Here is a 26,545-nt window from a genome sequence, read left to right on the forward strand (position 1 = left end):
TTCCTTCCCTACTCCGCGAACACCGGGTCGGCGGGCATGCGGGTGGACTCGTTGGGCACCGGGGTGGCGTAGGTGTAGTCGAAGAGGGTGGAGACCTCCGGGTGCGGGCTGTTCTCGGCGAAGTCCGCGGCCTCGGCGACCTCGGCCTTGACGGAGGCGGCGATCTCCTCGCGCAGCTCGTCGGTGAGGACGCCCTCCTCGGTGAGCCTGGCCTCGAACAGGGCGATCGGGTCGTTCTCCTCCGACCGCGCCTCGTCCTTCTGCTCGTCGGTGCGGTACTTGGCCGGGTCGACCACGGAGTGGCCCTTCATCCGGTAGCTCCACGCCTCCAGCAGGAACGGGGTCTGCTCCTCGCGGGCGCGCTCGATGAGCCTTGACGCGGTGTCGCGGACCGCGAGCACGTCGCGGCCGTCCACGCGCTCGCCCTCGATGCGGAAGGCGGCGCCGCGCTTGTACAGATCGGGCTCGGCGGAGGACATCTCGACCGTGGTGCCCATGCCGGTGAAGTTGTTGATCACCACGAAGACGATCGGCAGGTTCCACAGCTTGGCGATGTTGAGCGTCTCGTGCCAGGCGCCGATGTTGGTGGTGCCGTCGCCCATCTGGCACATGACGACCTCGTCGCCGCCCCGGTAGGAGACGGCCAGCGCGGCGCCGGCGGCCAGCGGCAGCTGTCCGCCGACGATGCCGTAGCCGCCGAGCATGCGGGTCTCGGTGTCGTACATGTGCATCGAGCCGCCCCAGCCCTTGGACACGCCGTCGGCGCGCCCGTAGAGCTCGGCCATGACCCGCTTGGGGTCCATGCCCTTGCCGATCGCGTACCCGTGGTCACGGTAGTTCGTGAACAGGTAGTCGCGCTCCTGGAGGGCGGTCATCAGGCCGACGACCGTGGCCTCCTCGCCGAGGTTGAGGTGGCAGTAGCCGCCGATCCTGGCCTGGGTGTAGGCCTGGGCCGTGCGCTCCTCGAACCGCCGGACGAACACCATCTGGCGGTAGTAGTCCAGGAGGGTGTCGGGCTTCTCGTCGGCGAGACCGGGGGAGGTGTCCTTGCGGGTGGTACGCCGCCGGGTCCCTGAGGACCTGGCGGTGCGGCCCTTCGGCTTGGCCGTGTCAGCCATGGTGTGCCTTTCTACGTACGAGAAGGCCTGGGGCCCCGGGTCTGTGGACCGGGGTGCCAGGCCCGCCGTGGCCGCGCTGTCGGGTGCGACCGTGGCGTGCGCAGCCACCCGGCTCATGCGGTGGCGGCGCTCTGTGGCTGTTGCGGGGCGCGTCCCGGGGGAGGGTGGCTCGTCCTCTCCCGGACACGGAGCGCTGGTGGGGTCTCGTGTGCAGTTGTCCGCAGAACCCCTGCCGCATTGTTTCCCGGTCCGCATCCGCGTATGCGTCCGTGGTCCGGCGTGGCGGTTGCCGGTCGCACGGGTTCGTCCACCGGCCGGATGAACGACTCCGCTTGCCCGGGAGGGGTTCGGTCGTGTGTGATGTGTGTCGCGCACACTCTACGGTCTGATCGATGATCGATCAATACAACTCTATGCCAGAAGGTCCGGTTTCGGTGTGACGGGGCAGGTCACCGCGCTCCGGTGGAACAGCGGTGCCGTGCGGTCCCGGGGCCAGGGATCAGCGGGCGCTCTCGTGGGACTTCAGCGCGGCCTCCACGTAGTTGAGCACGTGGTCGCTGAGCATCTGCCCCACCGCGGGGTCGCCCTCGACGAAGGCGCGCGTGATCTGGGCGTGGTCGGCGGCCTTGGCGTGCAGCTCCATGTTCAGCCAGCGCACCGACAGCGCGGTCCACACCTCCACGCCCAGCGACTCCCAGGTGTGCAGCAGCACGCTGTTGCGGGCGGCCCGCACGACTTCGCGGTGGAACTCCACGCTGTGCCGGATCTGCTCGGTCACGTCGCCCTGGGCGGTCGCCCGCTGGAGCGCCTCCACCTCACGCTCCAGGGAGGAGGGGTCGTCGGCCAGCCGGGGCGCGGCCAACTGCGCCGCGACCAGCTCCAGTCCGGCGCGCACGGGGTAGATCTCCGCCATGTCCTGGACGCCGAAGGCCCGCACCCGGGCGCCCTTGTTGGGCACGGTCTCGATCAGGCGCAGGGTCTCCAGCTCGCGCAGCGCTTCGCGCACCGGGGCTTGGCTCACCCTCAGCTCCGTGGCGACGCGGCGTTCCACGATCCGCTCGCCGGGCTGCCAGCGACCGGACAGCAGGCCCTCGACCAGTACCTGCCGGATCTGCTCCCTGAGCGGCTCACGGGCCAGCTTCGAGGGATCATCCGGTAGCTGGGGCAGGTCGACCATCCAGGGCCCTTCCGTTCCACGTCCAGCACACGGCCCGTGCGCGGACCGGCTCGCTCAGCGTCGTACAAGCTCTCTGAAGAGTGCCACACACCCGCGGGTCAACCGGACAGCAGGCCTCGAACCGCTAACAGAAGGCTCACGAACAGGTCGCATGGCGGTGAACCGCCAGCGTCCGGTGCCGGGGCGTGGGGCAAAGTCCGAGGTGGCGGGAACGCACGTGGGCCACCACACCACCGACGGGGGGAACTGTCCGGGTAGGCTGATCTGTCGGCGATATTCACACGAAGCTGTACGGAGCGTGACGCACGTAACGACGAGGAGTTCGATGAGGCGCCCTGACCTGCGCCGCCTTCATCCGCGCTCAAGCGGTCCGCGCCGACTGGCCCGGGCCGGGCACACGGCGCACCGCAGACGCCACGGTCGACACCCCTTGTTCCTCGGACGCCGATCCTGCCCAGAGGCCGGTCACGACGTAGTGAACCGGCCCGAAGGACCGGCCGTCGAACGGAGTGGGCGGAGAGTAGCGAACTCTCCGTCACGTCCACTCCGAGTCGGCACTGAGGACGTCAGATCAGTTCCAGCAACCACGGCTAGCCCGTCCCCCACGCTTCACAAGTGCCACAGGCAAGCCCACGACGTGTGAGACAGCACTGAGCACATGACGCACTCTTCGAGGACACGACGACATCCACGGGCGAGGCAGTTGACCGAGCCACACGACAGGCAAGAGCGGGCGGCACCGCTCCCGGGGCCCTACAGCGGGCCGATCCCCATGGTGCGTACCACCGTGTACGACCCCGGGCGGCCCGTCGTGCGCCCGGTCCGATGGCCCAGTGTGAGCGAGATCGCGTGGGGAATCGCGTCGGACCGCGTCGCCATCATGCTCGCCGTGGCGCTGCTCGTCATGACGATGCTGGCCGCGGGGCCCCTGCACCCGGTCGACAACTTCCTGAACGAGCTGCCCCGACCCTACTGGGACGCGCTTCGCGAGCCCATGATCCTGTGGCCGGACACCGTCGCCTCCCGTGCGGTCGCGCTGCCGGTCCTGGGCGTCACCGCGCTCCAACTGGCCTACTGGCATCGCAGTTGGCGTCCGATCGTGCTGGGCGCGGTCGGCGTCGTGGGGATGATGTCCCTGGTGTCGGTGATGAAGCTGGCCATCAACCGAGGGCACGCCAAGGAATTCAACCCGGACTTCTTCATGGGGCCGGGCAACGTGGCCTTCCCGTCCGGGCACGGGGCGAACGCGATCCTCATCTACGGCCTGGTGCTCTTCCTGATCATCCGGTTCGCGGCGGCCCGGCCGCACGTCATCCGGCGCCTGGCGTACTGCATCGTCGCCATCGCCCTGCTCCAGTCCATCGTCTCGATCTACCTGCACTTCCACTGGTTCACGGATCTGATGGCGGGGATGGTCGCGGGCGGCTTCGCGCTGAGGGTGACCATCCGGCTGGACCGGATGATCCCGTCCGGGCGCACCACGCAGTGGTGGCCCTGGTACGGCGAGGGGGACGGCGCGCTTCCAGCGAGGGGCTGAGCCGCTCTCCCCTCCGTGGGACCGCGCCCGTCGGACCCGGTCCGGCGGGCGCCGCGCTCGTCCGCGGTCCCTGCCCCGTCCGGGACGGGGCAGGGTGCGCCGACGTGTCGGCGCGCCGCGTACGTGCTGGTGGGTGCGCTGGCGGGTCCGTGGAACCGACGTGGGGGAGCCGTGGCGGCTCCCCGCGGTCAGGTCCCGGCCTCCACCAGTTCCCGCATGCGGGCCAGACGTTGCAGGAACATCCGGTCCATCACAAACCTTAGTACGGTTCTGTCCACAACGGGACCGAAGAGGCTGGCGAATTCCACCCGGTCCGTGTAGGCGGTCCCGGTGCCCTCGGGCGCCGTCGTGTGCGTGTGCCGGAAGTACCGGAACAAGCCGCGTAGTTGGAGGTCGGTGAAGTGGTCGCCCTCCTCGAAGGAGTCGATGACACCGACCCAGCGCACGGGGAGGAGCCCGGCCAGGCGCCAGCGCATCACCATCGTCTCGCCCACGGCGAAGCCCGCCTCGGGCCAGCGCAGGACGCGTACCCCGCCGGGCATGGAGGCCTCCAGGCCCGACCGGCTCGTGCAGAACGCGAACACCCGGTCGGGCGGCGCGTCGAAGCGGGCCGTGTAGACCGCCGTGCTCGTGGCGCGGGGGCGTTCGGTGGTGTTCGGGCCGCTCAGGGGCCCGCGTTCGTCGATCTCGCGTCCGGCCATGGTGTTCCTCCAGGTCAACTCGGCATCGGCCTACCCCGGCGCCCCGGGAGGGAACCCCTGCGGGGACGCCGCTCGGTTTGAGCTGTTCGCTGGGTGGTGCGTCGGGCTGCGCCGTGCGGGGTAGCGCCGTGCGGGACGCCCGGGCCCGGGGTCGGGGTCGGGCGCGGACGGCCCCGTTCCCTCCGGCGAAAGCGGGGCGGGGCCGTGGACGGGAGGCACCGGTTCCGGAACGGGAAATGAACCGTCATCCCTTGTGGGAGTACCCCTTAGGGGTATATTGCTTGTAGTGACGCGCCGCCGGGGTGGACGTCTGTCCCATAAATACCCCTAAGGGGTATGTTGCGAGAGTGAGGGGGAGAACGACATGAGCACAGGTGAACACGGATCGCGCGGCCGCGGAGGCGAACGGGCCCAAGGGCGGGATGAGAGCTCCGAGGGAAGCGCCGGACACACGGGCACCTCGGGTCACGATTCGCACACCGGCCACGGCTACCACACCGCGCACTCGGGTGTCTCCGCGCACGGTGAGCCCACCGCTCACGACGGACACGGTGAGCACACCGGTCACGGCGGTCACGGAGACCACGCCGCGATGTTCCGGACCCGCTTCTGGTGGAGTCTGCTGCTCAGCGTTCCCGTGGTCCTCACCAGTCACATGATCTCCGGCTGGCTCGGCTACCAGGTCCCCTCCGCGCTGGCCTGGGTGCCGCCGGTACTCGGCACCGTCGTCTACCTCTACGGCGGCTGGCCCTTCCTCTCCGGCGTCGTCGGCGAACTCCGCGAGCGCAGGCCCGGCATGATGACCCTGGTCGCCATGGCGATCACCGTCGCCTTCGGCGCCAGCATGCTCGCCACTTTCGGCGTGGTGGGCATGGAACTCGACTTCTGGTGGGAACTGGTCCTGCTGGTCGTGGTCATGCTCCTCGGCCACTGGCTGGAGATGCGCGCACTCGGCCAGGCGTCCGGCGCACTGGAGGCACTGGCCGCGCTCCTGCCCGACCGCGCCGAGAGGGTCGGCGCCGACGGGGGGACCGAGGAGGTGGGCCTCGCCGACCTGCGCACCGGCGACACCGTCCTGGTCCGCTCCGGCGGGCGCGTTCCCGCCGACGGCACCGTGGTCGGGGGCGGCGCCGCCGTGGACGAGTCGATGATCACCGGCGAGTCCCGCACGGTCACCCGTTCCGAGGGCGACCGCGTCGTCGCCGGGACCGTCGCCACCGACTCCTCGGTCCGGGTCCGCGTCGACGCCGTCGGCGAGGACACCGCCCTGGCCGGTATCCAGCGGCTCGTCAGCGAGGCGCAGGAGTCCCGTTCGCGCTCGCAGGCGCTCGCCGACCGGGCCGCCGCCCTCCTGTTCTGGTTCGCCCTGGTCGCCGCCGTGCTCACGGCCGCCGTGTGGACCCTGCTGGGCGAGGCCACCGAGGCCGTCGAACGCACCGTGACCGTCCTGGTCATCGCCTGCCCGCACGCCCTGGGGCTGGCGATCCCGCTGGTCATCGCGATCTCCACGGCCGTCTCCGCCCGCAACGGCATCCTGGTCAAGGACCGCATGGCCCTGGAGCGGACCCGCCTCGTGGACACCGTGCTCTTCGACAAGACCGGCACCCTGACCAGGGGCGCCCCCGCCGTCGCCGACACCGCCGCCGCCTCCGGGCACACCTCCGAGCGGGTGGTGGCCCTGGCCGGTGCGGTCGAGGCCGACTCCGAGCACCCGCTCGCCAGGGCGATCGTCCGGGCGGCGAGGGAGGCGGGCACGGTACCCGCCGCCACCGGCTTCCGGTCGCTGACCGGACGCGGTGTCCGCGCCTCGGTCGAGGGCTCCGACGTGCACGTGGGCGGCCCGTCCCTGCTGGAGTCGCTCGGTCTCACCGAGCCGGACGACCTGGCCGGACGCACCGGGCCCTGGCGTGAGCGCGGAGCGACGGTGCTGCACGTGGTCGTGGACGGCGAGGTGGCCGGTGCCCTGGCGCTGGCCGACGAGGTCCGCCCCGAGTCGGCCGCGGCCGTCCGGCGGCTCCAGGAGCGGGGCGTGCGCGTCGCGATGGTGACCGGCGACGCCCGCAACGTGGCCGACGCCGTGGCCGAGCGGCTCGGCCTCGACGAGGTCTTCGCCCAGGTCCTGCCCGACCAGAAGGACGCCGTGGTCCGCGACCTCCAGTCGAGGGGGAACCGGGTGGCGATGGTCGGCGACGGTGTGAACGACGCGCCCGCCCTGGCCAGGGCGGACGTCGGCATCGCGATCGGCGCGGGCACCGACGTGGCGATCGAGTCCGCCGGGGTCGTGCTGGCCTCGGACGACCCGCGCGGCGTGGTGGCGGTCCGCGAGCTGTCTGCGGCCGGTTACCGCAAGATGGTGCAGAACCTCGTGTGGGCCGCCGGTTACAACGTCGTCGCCGTCCCGCTGGCCGCCGGGGTGCTGGCACCGGTCGGGATCGTGCTCGCCCCGGCCGTGGGAGCGGTGCTGATGAGCCTGTCCACGATCATCGTGGCGCTCAACGCCCAACTCCTGCGCCGGGTGGACCTGAGCGCCTCCTCCTGAGGGCCGAAGGTCCCGTCGACGGCGGGACCGGACCCGGTAATCTCTGGAGATCGCGGAGCCCCTCCGGTAGCGGGAGGGGCATCGCGACAGGCCACCGTCCCGATCGGATACGGGACGGTGGCTACCTCGTTCCCGCAGCTCAGCGAGGTTTCACGTGAAACCTTCGAGCTGGTCGCGGGCGTGTCAGCCGAAGATGTCCTCCGCTTGCTCGACCTCGCCGGCGCGACGGATCCACGTCCGCAGGGTCTCCAGGTCGGTGCAGGATTCGACGCGCTGGCGGACCTCGTCGGAGACGGTCAGACCGCGTGCGTCGAGGAAGAGCAGGACGCTGTTCGCGGCCTCGGCGGTACGGCCTTCCTCCCGGCCCTCTTCCCGGCCCATACGGACGTACTTGCGGGCGAAGTCGCTCTGCCACTTGTAGGTGTCCAAGGCCATCAAGCCCTCCAACTCCTTCCGGGCGGCCTCCTGAAGACCGGCCAGTACGTAGTCATAGTAAAACGTGCGGTTCTTCGGAGCGGTGGAGTCAAGCGCCTCCACCACCGTTTTCAGGGTGCGCGGGTCTGTGTCCCCGTGGGCGTAGGCCGACAACACCGCGAGTTCGGGCATCGCGCGTGCCTGCTCCACATCGGTGACGACGGGAGTGTTGCCCGGACCGATCACCAACGGCCTCAGCACGAAGCCGGGGTGGCCGATGCTGATGGGCTTGGCGCACCAGCGCGCCATCGCGTCGTCAGGGCACAGGACCACGAGCACGGCGGGGCACTCCAGGCGGACGCGCAGGTTGACCAGGTAGGCGGGCCAACTCGCCCGCTTCTCCTTGTCCCGGTCGTGCTGGCGTTCCACGACGATCGCCAGCACGTTGCGGGTCCCGTCGCGGAGCAGTGTGGCTCCGTCGCTGTTGAGTTCCTTCGGGTCGCAGTTGGTGAGAACCGAAGTTGTGGGCAGGGCCTCGGTGTGGTGGGGGACATCGAATCCCAAGGACTCCTTGAGTAGCACTGAGGCCAGGGCCGGTTGGTTCTGGATGATCCGTAGTGGGATCTCATGGGCTCGGCTGGGCATACGTCTCCTTGTCGGTGCTGTCGGTGCTGTCGGTGCTGTCGGTGCTGGCGGGGTTGAAGTAACGCGGGTGCGGGCCCGGCGCTGCCGGTCGAGCCGGGTGTGCGGCATGCCGGAGAGCACGTACCGCTCCCGGGGTCCGGCGGCCCCGACCACCCCGGAACGGGGCGCGGGCTCACCGGGTAGGCCGCCGCCGGGGTCGTCCTTCCACTGCCGGCGCAGGGCGGCGGCGCGTTCCACGGCGAGGGCGAACGCGCGCCGGACCTCCTCCGTCTCGGAGGCGAGTCCGGGGCCCCGGGGCGAACGCGCGCCGAACACAGTTGCGCGTGAGCGCTCGTGGACGGCGAAGCGGGGCCTGACCAGGGTGATGTCCTCGGCCGGAAAAGACGTGCTGGGCGGGGCCAGACGGGGAGGTGGAAGCGCGCCGGGGCAGGGGCGGAGACGTGGCGTCGCACGCGGGTGGAGCGGCGTCCGCAGGGTGCGGAGAGGAAGGCGATCAGCGGGCCGAGGGCACGGCTGGGAACGGCAGCGCTAAACTGGCACATGCTGGCAATCCTTGTGTCTGAAGAGGTGGAAGTTGCCGGCCGCGGCCCCGAACGGCAGTTAACCGTTGCGGGGTCATCGTGTGGGTTCAGTTGTGTGGTCGCAGCCAGATTAGGGCACGCCTGTTCGGGCGGAGAAATTTTTCCGCGAAACGGCCGGGAAAAGTTCCTTTAGCTCCTGTCGTGCCAGTTCAGAGCGCATGAAAAAGGGGCCAGCGCTAACTGCTGGCCCTATCCATAAAATCCCTCATGCCGGAATTGGAAGTATTCGCGCGCGAGGTGTTCGGGCGGCTTCGGCCGAACCGGCCGGGGCCGGGCGCGGCGGGCTCCCGCGCCCGTCGGCGGCCGGTCAGCGAACGGGCGCCGCCCCCACCCGCGCCCGCTCCAGGGTGCACGGCGCCGGGTGGTCCAGGCACGCGCCCATCGCCCGGTGCCACCGGTTGCCCCGTAGCCGGGGCTCCAGCGCGGCCACCGTCGCCCCGTACTTGGTGAACCGCGCCTCCCGGACCCCGTGCTCGTGCAGCCTGCGCTCGGTGGCGGTGAGCCCGCCGCGCGTCTTGATCTCCAGCAGCACCGCCTCCGGGCGCATCCGCACCGACCAGCCCGCCCGGTAGCCGACCAGGCCGGTGTCCACCGTCACCCGTTCCCCACCCGAGAAGGCCACCACCGTCGTGCGCCGGTAGTCGGTCACCGCGCTGGCCCTCAGCACGTCCGGCGCCTCGATGCCGTACGAGACCAGCGTGTCCTCCAGGAACCGCCGGGCCTCGGGGGCCATCCGGTCCGGCGGACCCGAGTAGGCGATCCGGGTCTTGTCGGTGATCCCGCGCGCGCCCTTGAGCTTGATCTCGAACATGCGCGTCCCCGTGTCCACGTACGTGCGCGTCCGGGCCTTGAAGCGCACCCGCCGCCCCTGCCGGTGGTCGTGGAAGGTCCGCAGGTCGGGGGTGTCGAAGTAGGTGGACGAGTACCGGAAGTCCCGCTGCCCGTCGATGGTCAGCACCCCGAACCGGTCCCCGGCGGACGCGAACAGCGGTTCCAGCAGCTCGACGGGCACCAGGTACTTGCGGCAGGTCCGGGTCACCAGGGCGGCGCGTTCGTTGATCTCGGCGAGCGACATCGGGCGCAGCCCCGCGATGACAGGAGAGGGAACGTCCACCGGAGCGGGCGTTTCCACGGGTCTCAGGAGGGCGTCCAGGGCCATGGGTGTCTCCACGGTGACGAGGGCTTGCGCGGGGGCGGGGACCGCTGTGCTCATCGGCGTCCCGTCCGTCCCGCCGCGGAGGTGAAGCCCTGTCCGAACCCGCGTCCGGGGCCGGGGGCCGAAGCGATCCGGGGCGCCCGGAACCGCACGTCCACGATCATCAGGTCGCGCACGTAGTCGACCTCGGTGACCTCGATCTTCGTGACCCGGCCGCGCAGCCGCGCCTCCAGGTCCTGGCGCAGCGCCACGGGGTCCTCGTGCACCACGTCCAGGGTCAGGACGCGGCGCTCGTGCCGTGAGAGCAGGCGCGGGTGGTCGGCCGCGTACATGCCGGTGAGCAGCAGGGCGTTGAGGCCCAGCAGCACCCAGGGCATCGGGGCCGCCACCGCGTTGACCAGCCCCAGGGCGATCGCCGTGAAGTAGTAGCCGATCTCGCCCTGGCTGATGAGGTCCGACCGCAGGCGCAGGATGGACAGCACGCCGAACAGGCCGAAGCCGACCGCCAGAGCGACCTCCTGGTTGGTCAGCATGGACACCACGGCGAAGATGCCGGTGTTGAGCGCCACGTAGGCCAGCAGCAGGTCGCGCCGCCCGTGGCGGCGGAAGTAGATGGTGTACGACAGGACGATGATCGCGGTCGTGTTGACCGCCAGTGCGAACCAGAACATGCGTTCATCCTCTGGACGGGCGGTGAGGAACCCGTGAGGAGCGGATGAGGGAACCCTCATGTTCGTCATGCGCCGGTCATCCGCGACACGGGCGGGGGGCGGAGGCGTCACCGACACCTCCGCCCCCTCGTCACCGGGACGTCGCCCTTCGCACACCGGGGCCCTGCCGTCCCTGAGCGCACCGGTCATCCGGGGCCGCACCGGGCCGCTCCGGGGCGCCCGTCTCACCCGGTCAGCCGGTAACCCATCCCGCGAACGGTCACGATCCGCTCCGCGCCCACCTTGCGGCGCAGCGCCCGCACGAACACGTCCACCACGTTCGACCCGGGGTCGTAGTCGTAGCCCCACACGTGCGACAGCATCTGCTGCCTGGTGAGCACCTGGCCCGGGTGCCGCATGAGCAGCTCCAGCAGGGAGAACTCGCGCGCGGTCAGGTCCACGGACGTCCCCTCCACCGCCACCCGCCGTGTGCGCAGGTCCAGGGCCAGGCCGCCCGCGCGCAGCACCGTCAGCTCGGTGGGGCGCTCGTTGCGCATCCGCAGCCGCACCCGGGCCAGCAGCTCCTCGAACCGGAACGGTTTGGTGACGTAGTCGTCGGCCCCGATCTCCAGACCCGTCACCGTGTCCCGCACGCCGTCGCGCGCGGTCAGGATGACCACGGGTATGTCCACTCCCAGCGAGCGCACGCGCCGCAGCACGTCGAACCCGTCGGTGTCCGGCAGGCCCAGGTCCAGCAGCATCAGGTCGAACCCGCCGGTCACCGCGTAGTCCACGGCCTCCGCCCCCGTGCCCACCACGGTGGTGGTGAACCCGCTGGCGTCCAGGCCCTTGCGGACGAACGAGGCGATCCGCTCCTCGTCCTCGACGATGAGGATGCGACTCACACGTACCTCTTTCCTGTCGGGATGACCAGGGTGAACGTCGAACCGGCGCCCGGCGCGGAACGCAGGTCCACCCGCCCGTGATGGGCCTCGGCGATGGCGCGGACGATGGCCAGGCCCAGCCCGGCGCCCCGGTCCCCCCTGGCAGCCCCGCTGCCCCGCGAGAAGCGCTCGAAGATCCGGCCGTGTTCCTCGGCCGGGATGCCGGGCCCCTGGTCGCAGACCCAGAACAGCACGTCGTCTCCGCTGAACCCCGAGCCCACGCGCAGCGTCGATCCCGGCTCGGTGTGCCGCACCGCGTTGGCGGCCAGTTGCACCACGGCCTGCGTGATGCGCTGCGGGTCGAGCAGGGCGACCCCCTCGGCCAGCGACTCCAGGCGCCAGTCGCGGTCGCCGAGCCTGCGCACCTTCGCGTCGATGTCGCTGGTCAGCTCTGCCAGGGACACCTCCTCCCCGCGCAGGAAGTCGGGCTGCTGGGCCTTGGCGAGCAGAAGCAGGTCCTCCACGATCCGGCTCATCCGATCCAGCTCGTCGGTGACCAGTCGCACGACCTCGCGCCGTTCCCCGGGGTCGTCGCCCATCAGCTCCAGGTGGCCTCGCACGATGGTGATCGGCGTGCGCAGCTCGTGCCCGGCGTCGTCCACGAACCGCCGCTGGGCGGTGAAGGCGCCCTCCAACCGGTCCAGCATGCTGTTGAACTGCTCGGCGAGCGCGGCGATGTCGTCCCGCCCGGACACGTCGATGCGCCGGGTCAGGTCCTCCTCGGTGATGTGCGCGGCCGTCTGCCGGACCAGGCGCACGGGCGCCAGGAAGCGGCCCGCCACCCACCAGGCCGCGGTGCTCGCCGCGATCAGTCCGGCCAGGCTGACCAGAGCGATCGTCTGCGTGGTGGAGGTGACCGTGTCCTCGTCGGCCTCGGTGAAGTAGCCGATGACGAACCATCCCGCGCCCGCGGCGTCGGCGCCGCCGCCCGGGGGCAGTGCGCGGATCTTCTCCCACCGCATCGGGCCGGCGGGGGTGTCCAGGGTCCCGCGGGCGCTGGACGCCTCCAGCACCTCAGCGACCATCGCGGGATCCGCGGACACGTCGAAGGGAGGCTCCTGGCCCTGGCGGATGCGTCCGGGCCCGGCCCCGGCGTCCGGGGCGCCGCCCGCGCCTCCGCCGGAGGCCGACTCCTCCACCCAGCCGAACAGGATCTCGGCCCGGTCGGGGTACTGGCGGGCCAGGTGGAGCCGGATGAGGGTGGAGACGTCGGTGAAGGGCTCACCCGTGTTCGGGTCCACGCCCACGGCGGCGAACTCCTGGAACTCGCCGATCTCCTGGGACAGCGCCCCGTCCACGCGCTCGTCGTTGCGCGCGGTGAGCGCGCTCCAGGTGAGGATGTTGACCAGGACCAGGACGGCGGCCATCAGCAGGACGACCCAGGCCATGATGAGGAGTCTGGCGGGGATGCGCCGCTTCTGCGGCACCTCCGGCTGGGGGCCCCTCATGACCATGGTGGAGTTCATGTCGGTGTGCGCCGACGCGCCCCAGGTGTTCCCGCCGACCACGCCGCTGAGGTCCTCGGTCGGGGCGTCCCCGTCGCAACGACCCTCAGTCGTCATCGTCGCCGCCCTCGTAGTCGCCGTCATCGTCGCAGTCGTCGTCATCATCGCTGTCGTCGTCACCGCAGGTGGGAGCGGGGGCTTGACTCGGTGTCGCGGAGGGGGACGGCGAGGGCCCGTCCGACGCCTCGGAGTGGTCGGGGTCCTCCGCGTCGGGGGTCCCGTCGCCGTCGTGGTCGGTGATCGGCGGCGGGGGAGGGACGACGTCCTCGTCGGAGGCAGGTGCGGGGCCGGCGCCGGGGGACTCCCCGACCACCACCTCACCCGGGGCGGCGGTGTCCGGGGTGCGCTCGGGCATCGCCCACACCAGGACCGCCCCCGCGACCAGGAACGCCGCGACGGTGCCCGCCAACAGCAACGTCAGTGGTGATCTCATACTCCCCGAGCCTTCCGGGCGCGGGGGAACACGAGATGAAACGAACATGAGGAATTCTTCATCCGCGCCCGTCGGCGGTCCGGTGCGGACGACCGGACCCGCCGGGGCCGGGCGCGGCGGGCGCGTCCGGCCCCGGCGGCGCGGTCACGGCTTCCGGACCGTCTCCGGGCGCGTGCGCCGCAGGCCCAGAGCCGCGTCCACCACGAGGAAGGCCAGCAGGGAGACCCCGAACACCGGTAGGAACAGGCCGACACCCACCGCCGCCGCCGCGACCAGGGCCAGGCACCACCACGGCAGCCCACGCCAGGTCCCGCGTGCGGCGAGCGGCCGTCCCACGGAGAACGCGGTGTCCCGGGTCGGTCGGCGCAGCCACCACATGCGGTAGCCCCAGAACACGAGGAACAGCGCGGACAGGGCGATCCCCGTCAGCAGGAGCTGGTTCGGCAGGCCGAACAGCAGGCCCATGTGGAAGGCGATCCCCCACGTGGCCAGCTTGGCCACGAAGGGGTGGTCCTCGAACCGCAGCTCCTCGACCACCTCGCCGCTCGTCGCGTCCACGGCCGCCGCGTCCTGGTGCACGGGCCAGCTCCGCCCGGTTCCCTGGACGGTGAAGGGAGCGCCTTCCTCCACAGGCACCGAGATCTCCATCGGACCGTCGATCCCCGCGGCGTGCACCGATTCCAGAACCGTGTCCAGGTCCACGTCCTGCCCGCCCGGGCCGTGGTCCGCGTGGTCGCCGTGTCCGCCGTGGTCCCCGTGGCCCGACTGCTCCTCGTGGTCCGCGTGCTCGGACGGGGCGGGCGCCGAGAGCGACGGCGTGGTCCAGCCGAGGGCCACGCGCATGTCGGTGACGTTGGCCCCGGCGAACCGGGACCAGGTCAGCCCGGTGGCGGACACCATCAGCAGGCCGACCACGGCCCAGACGCCGAGCGACCCGTGCCAGGACATGGTCCGGTTCCGTCCCCTGGCGGAGGGCTCGGGCAGCAGGGTGCGGCGCAGACGGCGGGCCTTGCGCCGGCGCGCGGTCCACAGCACGACCCCGCCCAGCGCGACCGCCCACAGCCAGCTCGCGGCGAGTTCGCCGTACAGGCGGCCGAACTCTCCCAGGTGCAGGTGGCGGTGGAGTTCGGACAGCCACGACCGCACGGGCAGCGCGCCGCTGCTGCCGTAGCTGGTCGTCTCGCCGAGGAGTTCGCCGCTGTAGGGGTCGACGAAGACGGCGAGCCGGTAGCTCTCGGGGAGCCCCTCCACGTCCAGCAGGACGCGGGTGCTCTCGTCGGTGGCCGTGCCCGGGCGCACGGCGCTCAGCGTTCCCCCGGGATGGGCGGCGATCGCGGTGTCCACCTGTTCCTGGAGGGGCAGCGCGCTGTCGCCGGGGGTGACGCGGAGCTGGTCGGCGTAGAGCACCTGTTCCAGTTGCGGCGCGTACGCGTACAGCAGTCCGGTGAGGGCGGCCACGGCGATGAAAGGCGCGACGAGGACCCCGGCGTAGAAGTGCAGGCGTAGGAGGAGTTGGCGCAGGGCCGCCCAGACGGAGGAGCGGCGGTTCGGAGGGGGAGGCGGTTCGGGGGAGTCGAGCCGGTCGGGGGCATGGGACGTCATGGGAGCGACCTTCCTGGGTCTGGTTCGGGGCGGCCCGGGGGCGGGCACGCCCGGGGCACCGACGTGTCGGCGGAGGCCCGGTGCTGGAGGCACCGGCGGGCTGTTCAGAACAGGAAGGCCGCGGGCGGTCCGCGCAGGATCCGGACGTGCCTCAGGAACAGGAGGAAGACGCCGGGACGGAGCGGCGTGTGCCCGGTGAGCCGGGCGGGACCGCTGCGCGCGGTGAGGGCGGGGGCCGAGGCGAGGACCAGCAGGCGGTGCAACAGGGAGCGCACGAGGTCGACGAGGGCGAAGGCCGCCCGTTCCCCCTGGCGCAGCCACCACGCGCACACCACCCCGGCGGCGGCGTGGGCGAGGAGCATGTCCGCCCCGACCCCGGCTCCGGCCAGCGCCCCGGAACCGGCCGAGTGGTCGGTTCCGTGCGACGCGGAGCCGCCCGGTGAGGCGACCGCGAACAGCAGGTGCAGGACGGCCTGTCCCCACAGCGTCGTCGCTACGAGGGCGCCGAGGCGCTGCTCGGAGCGGAAGAGCCCGTGGGCGACGGCGAGGACGAGGACGAACCCAGCCGCGAGGCCGAGCGGCGCCACCGCGTGTCCGGAGGCGAGGACGTGGCCTGTGGAGGACACGCCCGTGCACACCGCGGCGAACACCGTGGCGCGAGGCAGTCGGAGCGGGACCGTGCCGGCCATGGCGGTCAGTATCCCCCGGATTCCCGAGGGTGCCCATCCCCCTTTCTGGGAGCGTTCCCATGACAGCGCGCGCACGCGCCGTCGCGGTCTCCGCCTGGACGCGGCCCGATCGCGCCGCGCGTGTGGCGGCGTTTCCCCGGCGTCGCGAGTGCGGCCCGACGCCGAGCCGATCCCGCCGCGGGCGTTGGGGCGCTCCCCGGCGGTGCCGCACACGCGGTCGCGTTTTCGCGGGTGTCCGGGTCGGTCACGCCGCGCTTGGTGGGACGCCGGGCCCCGCCCTCCGGGGCCGCCCGGTCGCCGTGGGTCCGCGTCCAGCGCCGGGCGGACCCGGGATCCAGCGGCTTCCTGCCGACCGGCGCGGCCACCGGGTCGGGGCACCCCGGCCGACCGGCCGGGGTGCCCACCAGAGCGTGGCCGAACGCGTTTTCGCGTGACGAAACAACGCAACGAAATCGCGATGGGCTACGCAACGGGTTTGTCACCTTCAGGACAACGGAAAGCGGCCCGTGGACAGTCCTGCACCGCCAACGCAATGGCCGCGCCCGACCGCTGCTTCCGGTCGGGCGCGCAACCACGGCGGCACCGTGGGGTCAGGCGGAACCGAGTGCCTCGGTCGGCTGCTGGGCCGCCGCGCGCAGCGCGGGCACCAGGCCCGCCGCCGCGCCGATGACGACCGTCGCCGCCAGGGCCCCCGCCCCCGCCCACCAGGGCACGGCGAACGGCCAGCCCCGCAGGGTCGCGTACACCAGCGTCGCCAGGGCGCCGAGCACGCTCCCGGCCGCGCCGCCCAGGGCCGAGAGCACGACCGCCTCCACCAGGAACTGCGTCCGGATGTCGCGGCGCGTCGCGCCCAGGGCCCGGCGCAGCCCGATCTCCCCGCGGCGTTCCAGGACCGAGATGACCATGGTGTTGGCCACCCCCACCCCGCCCACCAGCAGGGAGATCCCGCCCAGTCCCAGCAGCAGCCCGTTGAGGGTCTGGTCGGCGGCCCGCTGCGCCTCCAGGGCGTCCGAGGGGCGCGACACCTTCACCTCGTTGGGGCTCTCCGGGTTGGCGTTGCGCCCGACCAGCGATCGCGCGTCCGCGACCCGCTCGGGGTCCAGGCGCACGTAGATCGCGGAGGCCTCGCCCCGCGCGCCGAGCAGGTCCTCGGCCGCCTCCTGGCCGAGCAGCACCGCGTTGTCCAGTTCGGGCGCCAGTTCCACCGCGTCCAGGATGCCGACGACGGCGAAGTACTCGCCCCCGACCAGCACGAGGGTGTCCGGGGTGACCCGGGTGACGCCCAGCCTCGCGGCCGCGTCCCGCCCCAGTACCACCGACGGGTGGTCGACGGTGGCCGGGTTCAGCCACACGCCCTGGTCCACGCGGGCGCGCAGGGTGTCCAGGAGCCCCGGTTCCACGCCGTACGCGGCGATCCCCCCGGACTCGCCCTCGGGGACGAGGTCGCTCCGGTAGACGCCCGCCCCCCTCACCATCTCCACCCGGGCGGAGCGCTCCACCTCCGGCATGCGGTCGATCCGGCCCTTGGCCTCGGGCGGGAGCGTGGTGGCGCCTCCGAACAGGTCGCTGCCCGGGGCGACGGTCAGCATGTTGGTGCCCAGGCGTCCGATCCGGGCGTCCAACTCGGCCCTGCCCGACTCCGAGACGCCCACCACCGCGACCATGGCCGCGATACCGATGGCGATACCCAGGGCGGACAGCACCACCCGGGTCGGACGGGCCCGCAGGCCGCTCGCCCCGGTCCGAAGCCGGTCGGCGACGGACAGTCTGGCCGGTCGGGGCCCCGAGCCGCACCCGCGCCGCCGCGCCCAGGGGCCCCTCATCGGGCCCGACCCGTGTTCGCGCCGCCGACACCCGCGTCCGCCGGGGCGGGAGGGCCGGAGTCGGCGACGATCCGGCCGTCGTGCACCTCCACCCGTCTGGGCAGGCCCGAGGCCAGCTCCCTGTCGTGCGTGATCACGACCACGGTCACCCCGTCCCGGTGCAGTTCGCCGAGCAGTTCCATCACGATCGCGCCCGAGGCCGAGTCCAGCGCCCCGGTCGGCTCGTCGGCCAGCAGCATCCGAGGGGAGGAGGCCACGGCGCGGGCGATCGCCACGCGCTGCTTCTGCCCGCCGGACAGCTCGTGCGGCCGGTGGTCGGCGCGGTCGGCCAGCCCCACGCGCTCAAGCGCTCCCAGCGCACGCCGCCTGCGCTCGCGCCTGGGCGCGCCGGAGTACAGCAGGCCGTCGGCCACGTTGTCCACGGCCCGCACGTTGGGCGCCAGGTGGAACTGCTGGAAGACGAACCCGAGCGAGCGCGCCCGTAGCGCGGACAGCCCGTCGTCGCGCAGGGACCCCACGTCGTGCCCGAACACGCGGACCGTGCCCGAGGTCGGCGCGTCCAGGGTCCCGAGCAGGTTGAGCAGGGTGGACTTGCCCGAGCCCGAGGGGCCCACGATCGCCACCATCTCCCCGCGGCGCACGACCATGTCCACCCCGTCCAGGGCCCGTACACCGCCGGGGTAGTGGCGGCTCACCCCGGTGAACTCCGCGGCGTTCATTCCGGGACCACCACCTCGGTGCCCTCGCCGATCCCCTCGCCCGTGACCTCCACCCGGCCGTCCGAGAACCAGCCCGTCTCCACCGGCACGTCGCGCACGGTGCCGTCGCCGTCCACCACGGAGAGCCCGTAGCGGTCCCCCGGCAGCGCGATCAGCGCGCCCACCGGAGCGGCCAGCACGTCCTCCCGCGACTCCCCGCGGGCGACCACGGTGACCGGCGCCTGATCGAGGAAGTCCGCGGTCTCCTCCTCCAGGTCGATGACCACCTCCACGGTGGGATCGCCGCCGCCTCCGCCCTCCTCGCCCTCCTCGACGGTGGCGACGGTGCCGACGCTCTCCACCACCCCGGCGACGCTCTCCCCGCCGGGCAGCCGGACGGTGACCCCGGCGTCCTCGGTGAGCAGGTCGCGGTCGCCGACGGCCAGGTCCACGCGCACGACCTGGCGTGTGGAACTGGTGGTCAGCAGCGCCGTCGCGGGCGCGACGCCCGCGCTGACTTCCACCTCGTGCCCGGTCACCCGCACCGCACCGGAGGTGTACCAGATCTGGGAGGGGTGCACCTCGCCGGTGACCTCCATGCCCTCGGTGTCGTCCTGCCAGCGACGGACGGCCTCGGCGGTCAGCCACGTGTACTCGTCGTCCACGGTGAAGCCCGAGTAGCCCAGTCCGGACAGCGCCTGCTCGAACTGGCGCACGTCCTCGCCGCTGCTACCCGGCTCCAGCGGCCGGTAGGCGGGCCTGTCCCCGTGCAGCAGGACCGTGGGCCTGCCGTCGATCTCCCAGGCGAGGTCGCCCGCGGTCAGCTCGGAGCCCACCCCGGGCAGCCGCGTGACCACGCCGTCGGAGCGGGCGAAGAACGTGCCCCCTCCCGCGTATCCCAGGGCGCCGTCGAGGTTCTCCTCGCGCAGCAGCGTGGTGCGTTCGACCCGAGCCGTCGGTCCGGGGTCGGGAGTCCCACCGTCCGTGGTTCCCCCCGGCAGTCCCCGCACGGTGGCCCACGCCACGCCGCACAGGAGCACGAGGGCGAGCAGCGCCGCGCCCAGCCACAGCGGACCGAGCCGGCGGCGGCGCGGCCGCTCCTCCTCCCGCTCCTCCTCGGGGAGGAGCGCGGTGTCGGCGCTCACGAGTTCCCTCCTCCGGCCCCGGTGGTGCCGCCGAAGCCGCCGCCCTCTCCGAAGACCTCCCCGGAACAGGTGGTCAACGCCTCGGTGTGCTCGTCGTCCTCCGGGTCCACGGGCAGCGTCAGGCCCTCGCCGGGCCTGGGGTCGGGGACGTCGATCCCGTTCTCACGCAGGCACTCGGCCATCTTCAGGTCCTGCTCGAACACCTCCTCCCGGTCGGGGGCGTCCTCGTCCACCGGGAGGTGCTCCTCGCAGGCCTCCAACGCCTCCGCGAACCCCTCCTGGTCGGCTTCGGGCAGGGCGATGGAGACGCCGCCCTCGGAGTCGGGCTCGGGGTCGGGCATCTCATGGCCGTTGTCGCGCATGCACTCGGCGAACTCCAGCCGGGCCTCCTCCATGGACGTCTCCTCGCCCCCGCCGGTGCCGCCACCGCCGGGCTCCCCGCCGCCGAGGGCTCCGCAGCCGGTCAGCAGCAGTCCTGCCAGTACCGCCCCGACGAGGGGGCCCGCTGTCACGCGCATGTCGATCACTCCTGTCCCGTGGGGGTGCCGCCCGGCACCGCTCCTCCGTGTCGTCACGGCACATGTCAGCGGAGCCCGGGTTAGCCACCGGTTAGGGCCGTGGAGTCCCGCCGGGGTTAACCTCCGCCTAACCGCCGGGACGGTAGTGCTGGTCCGGGCGCCGCCGTCGGTGGGCGGGCCGCGAGCGAGGGGGACGCATGAGGGTCCTGGTGGTGGAGGACGAACCGGCGCTGGCCGAGACGGTCGCCGAGGGGCTGCGCGGGGAGGGTATGGCCGTGGACGTGTGCCACGACGGCGACACGGGCCTGGAGATGGCCTGTGTGCACGACTACGACGTGGTCGTCCTGGACCGCGACCTGCCGGTCCTGCACGGAGACCAGGTGTGCCTGCGGCTGGTCGAGGACCCCGGGGTCGAGGCCCGCTTGCTGATGCTCACCGCGGCCGGAGGACTGGATGACCGGGTCGAGGGGTTGGACCTGGGCGCCGACGACTACCTGGCCAAGCCCTTCGCCTACGCGGAACTGCTGGCGCGGGTCCGCGCGCTGGGGCGCCGGTCCCGACCGGGCGCGCGTCCCCGGCTGTCCCGGGCCGGGCTGGTGGTCGACACCAACCGCCGCACCGCCTTCCGCGAGGGCCGCGAGCTCTCCCTGTCGCCCAAGGAACTGGGTGTGCTGGAGGAGTTGCTGCGCGCGGACGGCGCCCCGGTGAGCACGACCCACCTCGTGGAGAAGGTGTGGGACGCCCACCTGGACCCGTTCAGCGGCGTGCTCAAGGTGGTGGTGCACGGACTGCGCCGCAAACTCGGGGACCCGCCGGTGATCCGGACTGTCCCCGGCCACGGGTACCGGGTCTGACATGCGGTTCACGAGCAGGAAAAGGGGCGGCGCGGCCGGGGCCGCACTCACCCTGCGCGCCAGGCTGACCCTGGTCTACACCGCCGTCTTCGCCGTGGGCGGGGCGGTGCTGCTCGGGGCCAACTACGCGATGGTCTCCGCCAGTCTGGAGGCCCGGGGCGTCGACCTGGCCGCGACCATCGTCGCCTCTGGGGACGGAGGTGAGCCCTCCATCGCCGTCGGGCCCGCCGTGCCCGCGGAGTCGGCGAGGCCGTTCGAGGAGGTGGAGGGGGTGTCCGGGCCGACGACCCCGCTGGGCGACTACCAGGACGGTGTGCTCTCCGACCTGCTGACCACGTCGGTCGTCGTGCTGGTGGCCGTCGCCGCCCTGGCGGCCCTGGCCGGGTGGCTGATCGCGGGCAGGCCGATGCGCAGGCTGCACGCGGTCACCGAGACGGCCCGCCACATCTCCGAGCGCGACCTGCACAGCAGGCTGGCGCTGACCGGTCCCGACGACGAGTTCCGGGAGCTGGGCGACACCTTCGACGGGATGCTCTCCCGCCTGGAACGGGCCTTCGAGGCGCAGCGGCGGTTCGTCGCCAACGCCTCACACGAGCTGCGCACACCGCTGGCGGTCCAGAAGGCTGCCGTGGAGGTACCGCTGTCGCAAGGACGGGTCCCCGAGGACCTCAAGCCCGCGTTCACCCGCGTGCTGGACTCGGTGGACCGCAGCGAACGCCTGCTCGCGGGGCTGCTCCTGCTGGCCCGCTCCGACCGCGGCCTCGCCCGCACCGAGCCGGTGGACCTGGCCGGTGCGGCGGAGAACGCCTCGGCGCTGCTCGCGCGCGACGCGCGGGAGGCCGGGGTGGACCTGCGGACCGACCTCGCGACCGCCGAGGTGGAGGGGGACCCGGTCCTCCTGGAGCACCTCGTGCGCAACCTGGTGGACAACGCGGTCCACTACAACGTTCCGGGCGGATGGGTCGAGGCGCGGGTGCGCACGGCGGCCGGTCGCAGCGTGCTGAGGGTGGCCAACACCGGCGGGAACGTCACCGACCCCGAGAGCCTGTTCGAGCCCTTCCACCGGGGCGACGCCGCCCGGGTGCGCACCGCGCGGCCCGGCAGCGGCCTGGGCCTGGCCATCGTCCGCTCGATCGCCTCCGCCCACGGCGCGCGGGCCGAGGCCCGCGCGCGCCCGGGCGGGGGTCTGGTGGTGACGGTCGGTTTCCCGGCCGCGGAGGGCTGAGCGCGGCGCGCCGGGGACCGCCGACCGCTCAGCGCTCCCCGGCCAGGCTTCCGGACTCCGGCCGCCGCTGCGGCTCCCGCCCGGGAGCCGGGCCCTGCGGAACGGTCAGCAGCCGGATCCCGTACGCCGCCAGCAGGGCGCACACCACGGCGACCGCGCCGCCGACCCACCCGCCCGCGTAGGTCTCGCCCATGAAGGCCACGCCCACCAGGGTGGCGGAGACGGGGTTGGCGAAGGTGGTGATCCCCAGCGGGGCGCCCAGTTCCACGCCCTGGTAGGCGGCCTGGGCGAGGAACAGTCCGAGCACCGCGATCACGGGCGTGGCCAGCGAGGACGCGTGCACCAGCCCGATCGCTCCGGTCTCCCCGACGACCGCCACCGCCGTCTTGACCGTCGCCGAGGAGACCCCGAAGGCCACGCCCGCCGCGCCCGCCAGCAGGTAGCTGCGCCAGGCCGCCGAGCGGACCCGACCCGCCGCCCACGCGGCCGCCAGCAGGAGCGCGGTCGTCCCGCCGCCGACCACCACAGAGCCGGTGCCGTCGAGGACACCGCCCTGACCGCCGGTCACCGTCACCGCCAGCAGCACGCCCAGCGCCACCGAGGTGAACGCGGCTCCCCGCCACTCCTCGCGGGTGACCCGGCGCCCGCCCAGCCGAGCCGACCACGGGATGCCGAACACCAGCACCAGCACGCCCAGCGGCTGCACCACGGTCAGCGGCGCGTTGCTCACCGCCGCCACCTGGAAACCGGCCCGGCCACCGTTGAACAGCAGCGAGAGCCACCACAGCGGGTGCCGCAGCAGGGCCGCGAGCTGTCCACCGCCGGTGAGCGGCCCGGCCACCCGTACCGCCAACCTGCGCTGGGCGACCGCGGCGGCCGTATAGGCCGCACACGAGAGCACCGCGAACGCGATTCCCGACACCACGCCTGATTCCATGACAGAGATGATCCCGCCGTCCCCGGCCGGGTCCGCCGCGGGGGCCGGGAAACCCCGGCCCACGAGGGCTTTCCGACCGCACGGGGCGACGGGCGCGCCCGCCCCCGCCCTCGTCCCCTACACCGGCGCGTTTTCCGACCGCCCGGGGACCTTGGCGAAGAAGCGGTTCGCGGAAGGGGCGAACGCCAGCACGACGGCCGCCGCCACCGACGCGATGTGCGAGATCCGCAGCGCCAGGTACAGCGGCCCGTGCGATCCGTAACCCATCGCGTCGAGCACCCCGCCGCCCCCCAGCACGGCCAGCACCACGGGCGCGACCAGCGTTCCCAGGCCGCCCACCACGCCGAGCCCGACGACCAGGACCACCCGCGCCCACCGGTGGCCCCGCACGAACCACGCCACCATCAGGGCCGCCGACGTGTAGACCGTCAGACGCAGCGCGACCCCCGGCCACGGCACGCCCTCACCGGCCGACACCATGCCCGCCAGCGCCACCGCGCTCTCGGCGGCGCCGCAGGCCACAGCCGTCGCCCACGCCGCTGCCGCCCAGCGCACCGGACCGGGAACCGTCCTACGCGCTGAGCCTGGAACCGTCTCCCGCGCGATCTCGGGGTTTCTCATGCCCTCCAGGATTCTCCGGAAGCGGGTGCGGTCACAATGGTGTCCGTTCCCCTCCGGGGGTGGTGCGCGCGCCACCCGCCGACGGCGCTACGTTCCGCCTCCGACGGCCGCCCCCCGGTACAGCGCGGCCACCACGCCCTCGATGTCGGGCTCGCGCAGGGTCAGGTCGACCACCTCGTGCCTCTGCGCGACGCGGGCGATCACCGCCGCCGGGTTCTCCGACAGCTCCAGCCACTGGCGCGGGCCGTCCACGCGCACGCACCGGCCGCCCTCCACCTCTATCTCCGGGGCGGGCTCGGCCAGGTCCACGACCAGCACGCGCGGTGCGGGCACGCTCGCGCGCAGCCCGTCCAGACCGCCGTCGTAGGCCAGGCTTCCCCGGTCGATGACCACCACCCGCTCACACAGGCGCTCCACGTCGCCCAGGTCGTGCGTGGTCAGCAGGACGGTCGTGCCCTCCTCGGCGTTGAGCCGCAGCAGGAACTCGCGGATGCTCGACTTGCTGACCACGTCCAGGCCGATGGTCGGCTCGTCCAGCACCAGCAGCCGGGGTCCGTGCAGCAGGGCCGCGGTGAGGTCGCCGCGCATGCGCTGGCCCAGGCTGAGCTGGCGCACGGGGGTGGCCAGGAACGGCCCGAGTTCGAGGAGTTCGGTCATCTCCGCCAGGCGGCGGGCGTGGTCGGCGGCCGGAACGCGGTACATGTGACGGGTCAGCTCCAGGCTGTCCCGCAGCGGCAGGTCCCACCACAGGGTGGTGCGCTGGCCGAACACCACGCCGATCCTGCTCGCCAGTCTCATCCGCTGGCGGGAGGGCTCCAGGCCGGTCACCCGCAGGCGCCCGGAGGAGGGGGTGAGGATGCCGGTCAGCATCTTCATGGTGCTGCTCTTCCCGGCGCCGTTGGGGCCCAGGTAACCGACGATCTCACCGGGACGCACGGTGAGGTTGACGTCGCGCACGGCGCTGACGGTGCGCCGCCTGCGCCGCAGGAACGACCCCTCGGACAGGACGAAGTCGCGGCCCAGGCCGACGGCCTCGATGATCGGCTCGGCGGCGGACGCGTCGGACTCGCGGACGGAGGTCATGCTCAGCTCCCGGAGGATCGGTAGTGGCGCAGCCCGAAGCGCCAGCAGGCGGCGGCGACCAGGCACAGGACGGCGGCGACGAGGGGCGTGGCGTGGCGCAGGGCGTCCGGCAGCCCCGTCGGGTCGGGGCGGTCGAGCAGGTACAGGACGGGCTGCCAGGTGACGAAGGCGAGCGGCAGAACGAAGGTCACCGCCCGCACGAGGTCGCGGCCGTAGACGGCCAGCGGGTACTCGGTGAGGGCCTGCCCGCCGTAGGTGACCGAGTTGGCCGCCTCCCTGGCGTCGGCGACGAGGAACTGGAGGCACGCCCCGATGACCCAGACCGCGCAGCAGATCGCGGTCCCCGAGACCAGCAGCAGCGGCAGCATCAGCACCTTGCCGGGGGTCCAGCCGATGTCGCACGAGGCCAGGGCGAAGACGGTCACGACCGAGCCCGGGACGATCCGGCCCAGGCGGCGCGGCGCGAACCGGTCGGTCGCCAGCTGCACCAGCGGCGGCACCGGGCGCACCAGCATCACGTCGAGCGACCCGGTGCGGATGTGCTCACCCAGCCGCTCGACGTTGCCCATGATCATGTCGGCGCAGGCGAAGGCGGTCGCGGCCAGCCCGGCGATGAGCAGCCCCTCGGCGAGGTCGAACCCCGCCAGCCGCCCGGCGTGGCCGAACACCACCAGGACGGCGCCGATCTCGGCGAACACGCCGATCGAGGTCGCCAGGGTCATCAGCGCCAGCGAGGTCGGGTACTGGGCCAGGGCCCGGCACCAGGTCCAGGCCAGCAGCAGGTAGGCGCGCAGCGGCCAGGCCACGGACTCGCGGGCGCGGGAGAGCGGGTCAGCCACCCTGGACCACCACCCTGCGGGTCGCGCGGGCGGTGACCCACGCGCCCAGGCCGAACAGGGCTGCGGCCCACCACGCCTGGAGTGCCAGCCCGCCGATCACGGCGCCGCCCGGCAGGGTGTCCTTGCCGAGCATGATCTCGGCGGGGATCTGGACCATCGACGCCCACGGCAGCAGGCGCAGGGTATCGGCCAGCGCCGGGGGGAACAGGGTGAGCGGCAGCAGCATCCCGGCGGCCACCGGGCCGAGCAGCCCGGCCACCGCCCAGACCCCGCTGGAGTCCAGGATCCAGAACCCCGCCAGCTCGTACAGGTAGCGCAGCCCGAAGGAGACCAGAGTGGCCAGCGCGGCGGACAGCAGGACGGCGGCCCAGCGGAGCGGGTCTCCGGGCAGCTCCGGGTCGAACAGCACCATCCCGACCGCGAACGTCGGCACCCCCCGGAAGACCAGGTTGAACGTGGCCCTGCCCAGGTCCTCGGCCAGCCACCAGCCCTGGAGGGAGACCGGTCGCAGCAGGTCGGTGCCCACGGCGCCCGAGCGCACCCGTTCGCCCAGCTCCAGGGGCGGGCCCATGATGGCGACCACGCCGATCAGGCCCTGGCTGACGAACACCTGGGTGACGGCGTCCCCGGCGTCGTAGCCGTTGATCTCGGGGCGCGCCGCGAACAGGGCGAGCATGACGGTGGCGTTGATCGCGCCGAAGACGGAGTTGGTGAAGATCCCGGCGACCGTGGCCGCGCGGTAGGTGGCGTAGCGGTGCAGCCCTCGGGCGTACACCGCGAAGTAGACGCGCACGGGCGTGGACTCCTGGTGTGTCGAGACGTGCAGGTGGTGAACTACCGGTCTCGACACCGGGGGCCGGGGAGACACGGGGGTCCGGCACGTCCCTGACGCACGGGGCTCAGGTCCGGGTCGCCGCGGGTGGCGAAGATAGCACACGCGGGGCCGCCGCGGGTCCCGGTCGCGCTGAGAGCCGCACGGGCGGAATCCGGTTGTGGTGACGGGGGCGGGGTCACGCCGGTGTCTCCCCTTGTACCGGCGGACCGCGCCGCCCCCGTCGCCCGCCCGGTCACGTCCCCTCCCCTCGACGGGGACGCACGGACCGGGCGGGTC

At 72.8% G+C, this 26,545-nt stretch carries 24 protein-coding genes; 4 read left to right on the forward strand and 20 right to left on the reverse strand.

Going from position 1 to position 26,545, the window contains the following annotated elements; all coding sequences use genetic code 11:
- Positions 1 to 8: 8 nt before the first annotated feature.
- The gene (pdhA, locus tag ABD54_RS08800; RefSeq protein ID WP_047868940.1) at positions 9 to 1,118 is read right to left on the reverse strand and encodes a pyruvate dehydrogenase (acetyl-transferring) E1 component subunit alpha; all 1,110 of its coding nucleotides are present in this window, start codon (positions 1,116 to 1,118) and stop codon (positions 9 to 11) included.
- Positions 1,119 to 1,617: 499 nt separating this feature from the next.
- A complete protein-coding gene (locus ABD54_RS08805) occupies positions 1,618 to 2,295 on the reverse strand; it encodes a GntR family transcriptional regulator (RefSeq protein ID WP_047868941.1) in 678 nt (225 codons plus the stop codon).
- A 772-nt stretch (positions 2,296 to 3,067) separates the two neighbouring features.
- On the opposite strand from ABD54_RS08805, the gene ABD54_RS08810 reads away from it, so the two are divergent.
- Positions 3,068 to 3,832: a phosphatase PAP2 family protein gene (locus tag ABD54_RS08810; protein WP_047868942.1), complete on the forward strand. Its 765-nt coding sequence runs from the start codon at positions 3,068 to 3,070 to the stop codon at positions 3,830 to 3,832.
- Positions 3,833 to 4,020: 188 nt separating this feature from the next.
- Here ABD54_RS08810 and ABD54_RS08815 read toward each other — a convergent pair whose 3' ends face one another.
- Entirely contained in the window at positions 4,021 to 4,533 is a 513-nt protein-coding gene (locus ABD54_RS08815; RefSeq protein WP_047868943.1) for an SRPBCC family protein, read from the reverse strand.
- 592 nt (positions 4,534 to 5,125) lie between these two features.
- Here ABD54_RS08815 and ABD54_RS08820 point away from each other — a divergent pair.
- Positions 5,126 to 7,072, forward strand: a complete 1,947-nt coding sequence (locus ABD54_RS08820; protein ID WP_047868959.1) for a heavy metal translocating P-type ATPase — start codon at positions 5,126 to 5,128, stop codon at positions 7,070 to 7,072.
- Between the two features lie 183 nt (positions 7,073 to 7,255).
- Here the strand turns inward: ABD54_RS08820 and ABD54_RS08825 are convergent, their stop codons facing one another.
- From ABD54_RS08825 to ABD54_RS08880, 12 genes are all read right to left on the reverse strand, one after another.
- Entirely contained in the window at positions 7,256 to 8,131 is an 876-nt protein-coding gene (locus ABD54_RS08825; RefSeq protein WP_047868944.1) for a hypothetical protein, read from the reverse strand.
- Between the two features lie 888 nt (positions 8,132 to 9,019).
- The gene (locus ABD54_RS08830; protein WP_152692023.1) at positions 9,020 to 9,925 is read right to left on the reverse strand and encodes a polyphosphate polymerase domain-containing protein; all 906 of its coding nucleotides are present in this window, start codon (positions 9,923 to 9,925) and stop codon (positions 9,020 to 9,022) included.
- Entirely contained in the window at positions 9,922 to 10,539 is a 618-nt protein-coding gene (locus ABD54_RS08835) for a DUF4956 domain-containing protein (protein WP_047868945.1), read from the reverse strand. The genes ABD54_RS08830 and ABD54_RS08835 overlap by 4 nt, the downstream gene beginning before the upstream one ends.
- A gap of 224 nt (positions 10,540 to 10,763) precedes the next feature.
- Positions 10,764 to 11,423 carry a response regulator transcription factor gene (locus ABD54_RS08840; protein ID WP_013155784.1) on the reverse strand — a complete coding sequence of 220 codons (660 nt, stop codon included), beginning with the start codon at positions 11,421 to 11,423 and terminating at the stop codon, positions 10,764 to 10,766.
- A complete protein-coding gene (locus ABD54_RS08845) occupies positions 11,420 to 13,024 on the reverse strand; it encodes an ATP-binding protein (RefSeq protein WP_047868946.1) in 1,605 nt (534 codons plus the stop codon). The genes ABD54_RS08840 and ABD54_RS08845 overlap by 4 nt, the downstream gene beginning before the upstream one ends.
- Positions 13,014 to 13,400, reverse strand: a complete 387-nt coding sequence (locus tag ABD54_RS08850) for a hypothetical protein (protein ID WP_047868947.1) — start codon at positions 13,398 to 13,400, stop codon at positions 13,014 to 13,016. The genes ABD54_RS08845 and ABD54_RS08850 overlap by 11 nt, the downstream gene beginning before the upstream one ends.
- Before the next feature lie 144 nt (positions 13,401 to 13,544).
- Positions 13,545 to 15,002 (reverse strand): PepSY domain-containing protein, encoded by a 1,458-nt coding sequence (locus ABD54_RS08855; RefSeq protein ID WP_047868948.1) that lies wholly within the window; start codon positions 15,000 to 15,002, stop codon positions 13,545 to 13,547.
- A 104-nt stretch (positions 15,003 to 15,106) separates the two neighbouring features.
- The gene (locus ABD54_RS08860) at positions 15,107 to 15,691 is read right to left on the reverse strand and encodes a hypothetical protein (RefSeq protein ID WP_047868949.1); all 585 of its coding nucleotides are present in this window, start codon (positions 15,689 to 15,691) and stop codon (positions 15,107 to 15,109) included.
- Between the two features lie 590 nt (positions 15,692 to 16,281).
- Positions 16,282 to 17,514 carry an ABC transporter permease gene (locus ABD54_RS08865; RefSeq protein ID WP_047868950.1) on the reverse strand — a complete coding sequence of 411 codons (1,233 nt, stop codon included), beginning with the start codon at positions 17,512 to 17,514 and terminating at the stop codon, positions 16,282 to 16,284.
- The gene (locus ABD54_RS08870) at positions 17,511 to 18,233 is read right to left on the reverse strand and encodes an ABC transporter ATP-binding protein (RefSeq protein WP_047868951.1); all 723 of its coding nucleotides are present in this window, start codon (positions 18,231 to 18,233) and stop codon (positions 17,511 to 17,513) included. Before ABD54_RS08870 ends, ABD54_RS08865 begins: the two co-directional genes overlap by 4 nt.
- Positions 18,230 to 19,357 carry a peptidoglycan-binding protein gene (locus ABD54_RS08875; RefSeq protein WP_047868952.1) on the reverse strand — a complete coding sequence of 376 codons (1,128 nt, stop codon included), beginning with the start codon at positions 19,355 to 19,357 and terminating at the stop codon, positions 18,230 to 18,232. Before ABD54_RS08875 ends, ABD54_RS08870 begins: the two co-directional genes overlap by 4 nt.
- Positions 19,354 to 19,875, reverse strand: coding sequence for a hypothetical protein (locus ABD54_RS08880; RefSeq protein ID WP_047868961.1), 522 nt, complete (start codon positions 19,873 to 19,875; stop codon positions 19,354 to 19,356). Before ABD54_RS08880 ends, ABD54_RS08875 begins: the two co-directional genes overlap by 4 nt.
- Positions 19,876 to 20,072: 197 nt before the next feature.
- On the opposite strand from ABD54_RS08880, the gene ABD54_RS08885 reads away from it, so the two are divergent.
- Together ABD54_RS08885 and ABD54_RS08890 are read left to right on the forward strand one after the other, a co-directional pair.
- Entirely contained in the window at positions 20,073 to 20,729 is a 657-nt protein-coding gene (locus ABD54_RS08885) for a response regulator transcription factor (RefSeq protein WP_047868953.1), read from the forward strand.
- A gap of 1 nt (position 20,730) precedes the next feature.
- Positions 20,731 to 21,954: an ATP-binding protein gene (locus ABD54_RS08890; protein ID WP_047868954.1), complete on the forward strand. Its 1,224-nt coding sequence runs from the start codon at positions 20,731 to 20,733 to the stop codon at positions 21,952 to 21,954.
- 28 nt (positions 21,955 to 21,982) lie between these two features.
- Here the strand turns inward: ABD54_RS08890 and ABD54_RS08895 are convergent, their stop codons facing one another.
- From ABD54_RS08895 to ABD54_RS08915, 5 genes are all read right to left on the reverse strand, one after another.
- On the reverse strand, positions 21,983 to 22,891 hold the full coding sequence (locus ABD54_RS08895) for a DMT family transporter (protein ID WP_047868962.1): 909 nt from the start codon (positions 22,889 to 22,891) through the stop codon (positions 21,983 to 21,985).
- 117 nt (positions 22,892 to 23,008) lie between these two features.
- On the reverse strand, positions 23,009 to 23,446 hold the full coding sequence (locus ABD54_RS08900) for a hypothetical protein (RefSeq protein ID WP_152692024.1): 438 nt from the start codon (positions 23,444 to 23,446) through the stop codon (positions 23,009 to 23,011).
- 153 nt (positions 23,447 to 23,599) lie between these two features.
- Positions 23,600 to 24,595: an ATP-binding cassette domain-containing protein gene (locus tag ABD54_RS08905; protein WP_047868956.1), complete on the reverse strand. Its 996-nt coding sequence runs from the start codon at positions 24,593 to 24,595 to the stop codon at positions 23,600 to 23,602.
- Positions 24,596 to 24,597: 2 nt separating this feature from the next.
- Positions 24,598 to 25,434 (reverse strand): ABC transporter permease, encoded by an 837-nt coding sequence (locus tag ABD54_RS08910; protein WP_047868957.1) that lies wholly within the window; start codon positions 25,432 to 25,434, stop codon positions 24,598 to 24,600.
- Positions 25,427 to 26,227 carry an ABC-2 family transporter protein gene (locus ABD54_RS08915; RefSeq protein ID WP_047868958.1) on the reverse strand — a complete coding sequence of 267 codons (801 nt, stop codon included), beginning with the start codon at positions 26,225 to 26,227 and terminating at the stop codon, positions 25,427 to 25,429. The genes ABD54_RS08910 and ABD54_RS08915 overlap by 8 nt, the downstream gene beginning before the upstream one ends.
- Positions 26,228 to 26,545 lie beyond the last annotated feature (318 nt).

The organism is Nocardiopsis sp. RV163 (assembly GCF_001029525.1).
In the GTDB taxonomy this organism is placed as follows: domain Bacteria; phylum Actinomycetota; class Actinomycetes; order Streptosporangiales; family Streptosporangiaceae; genus Nocardiopsis; species Nocardiopsis dassonvillei.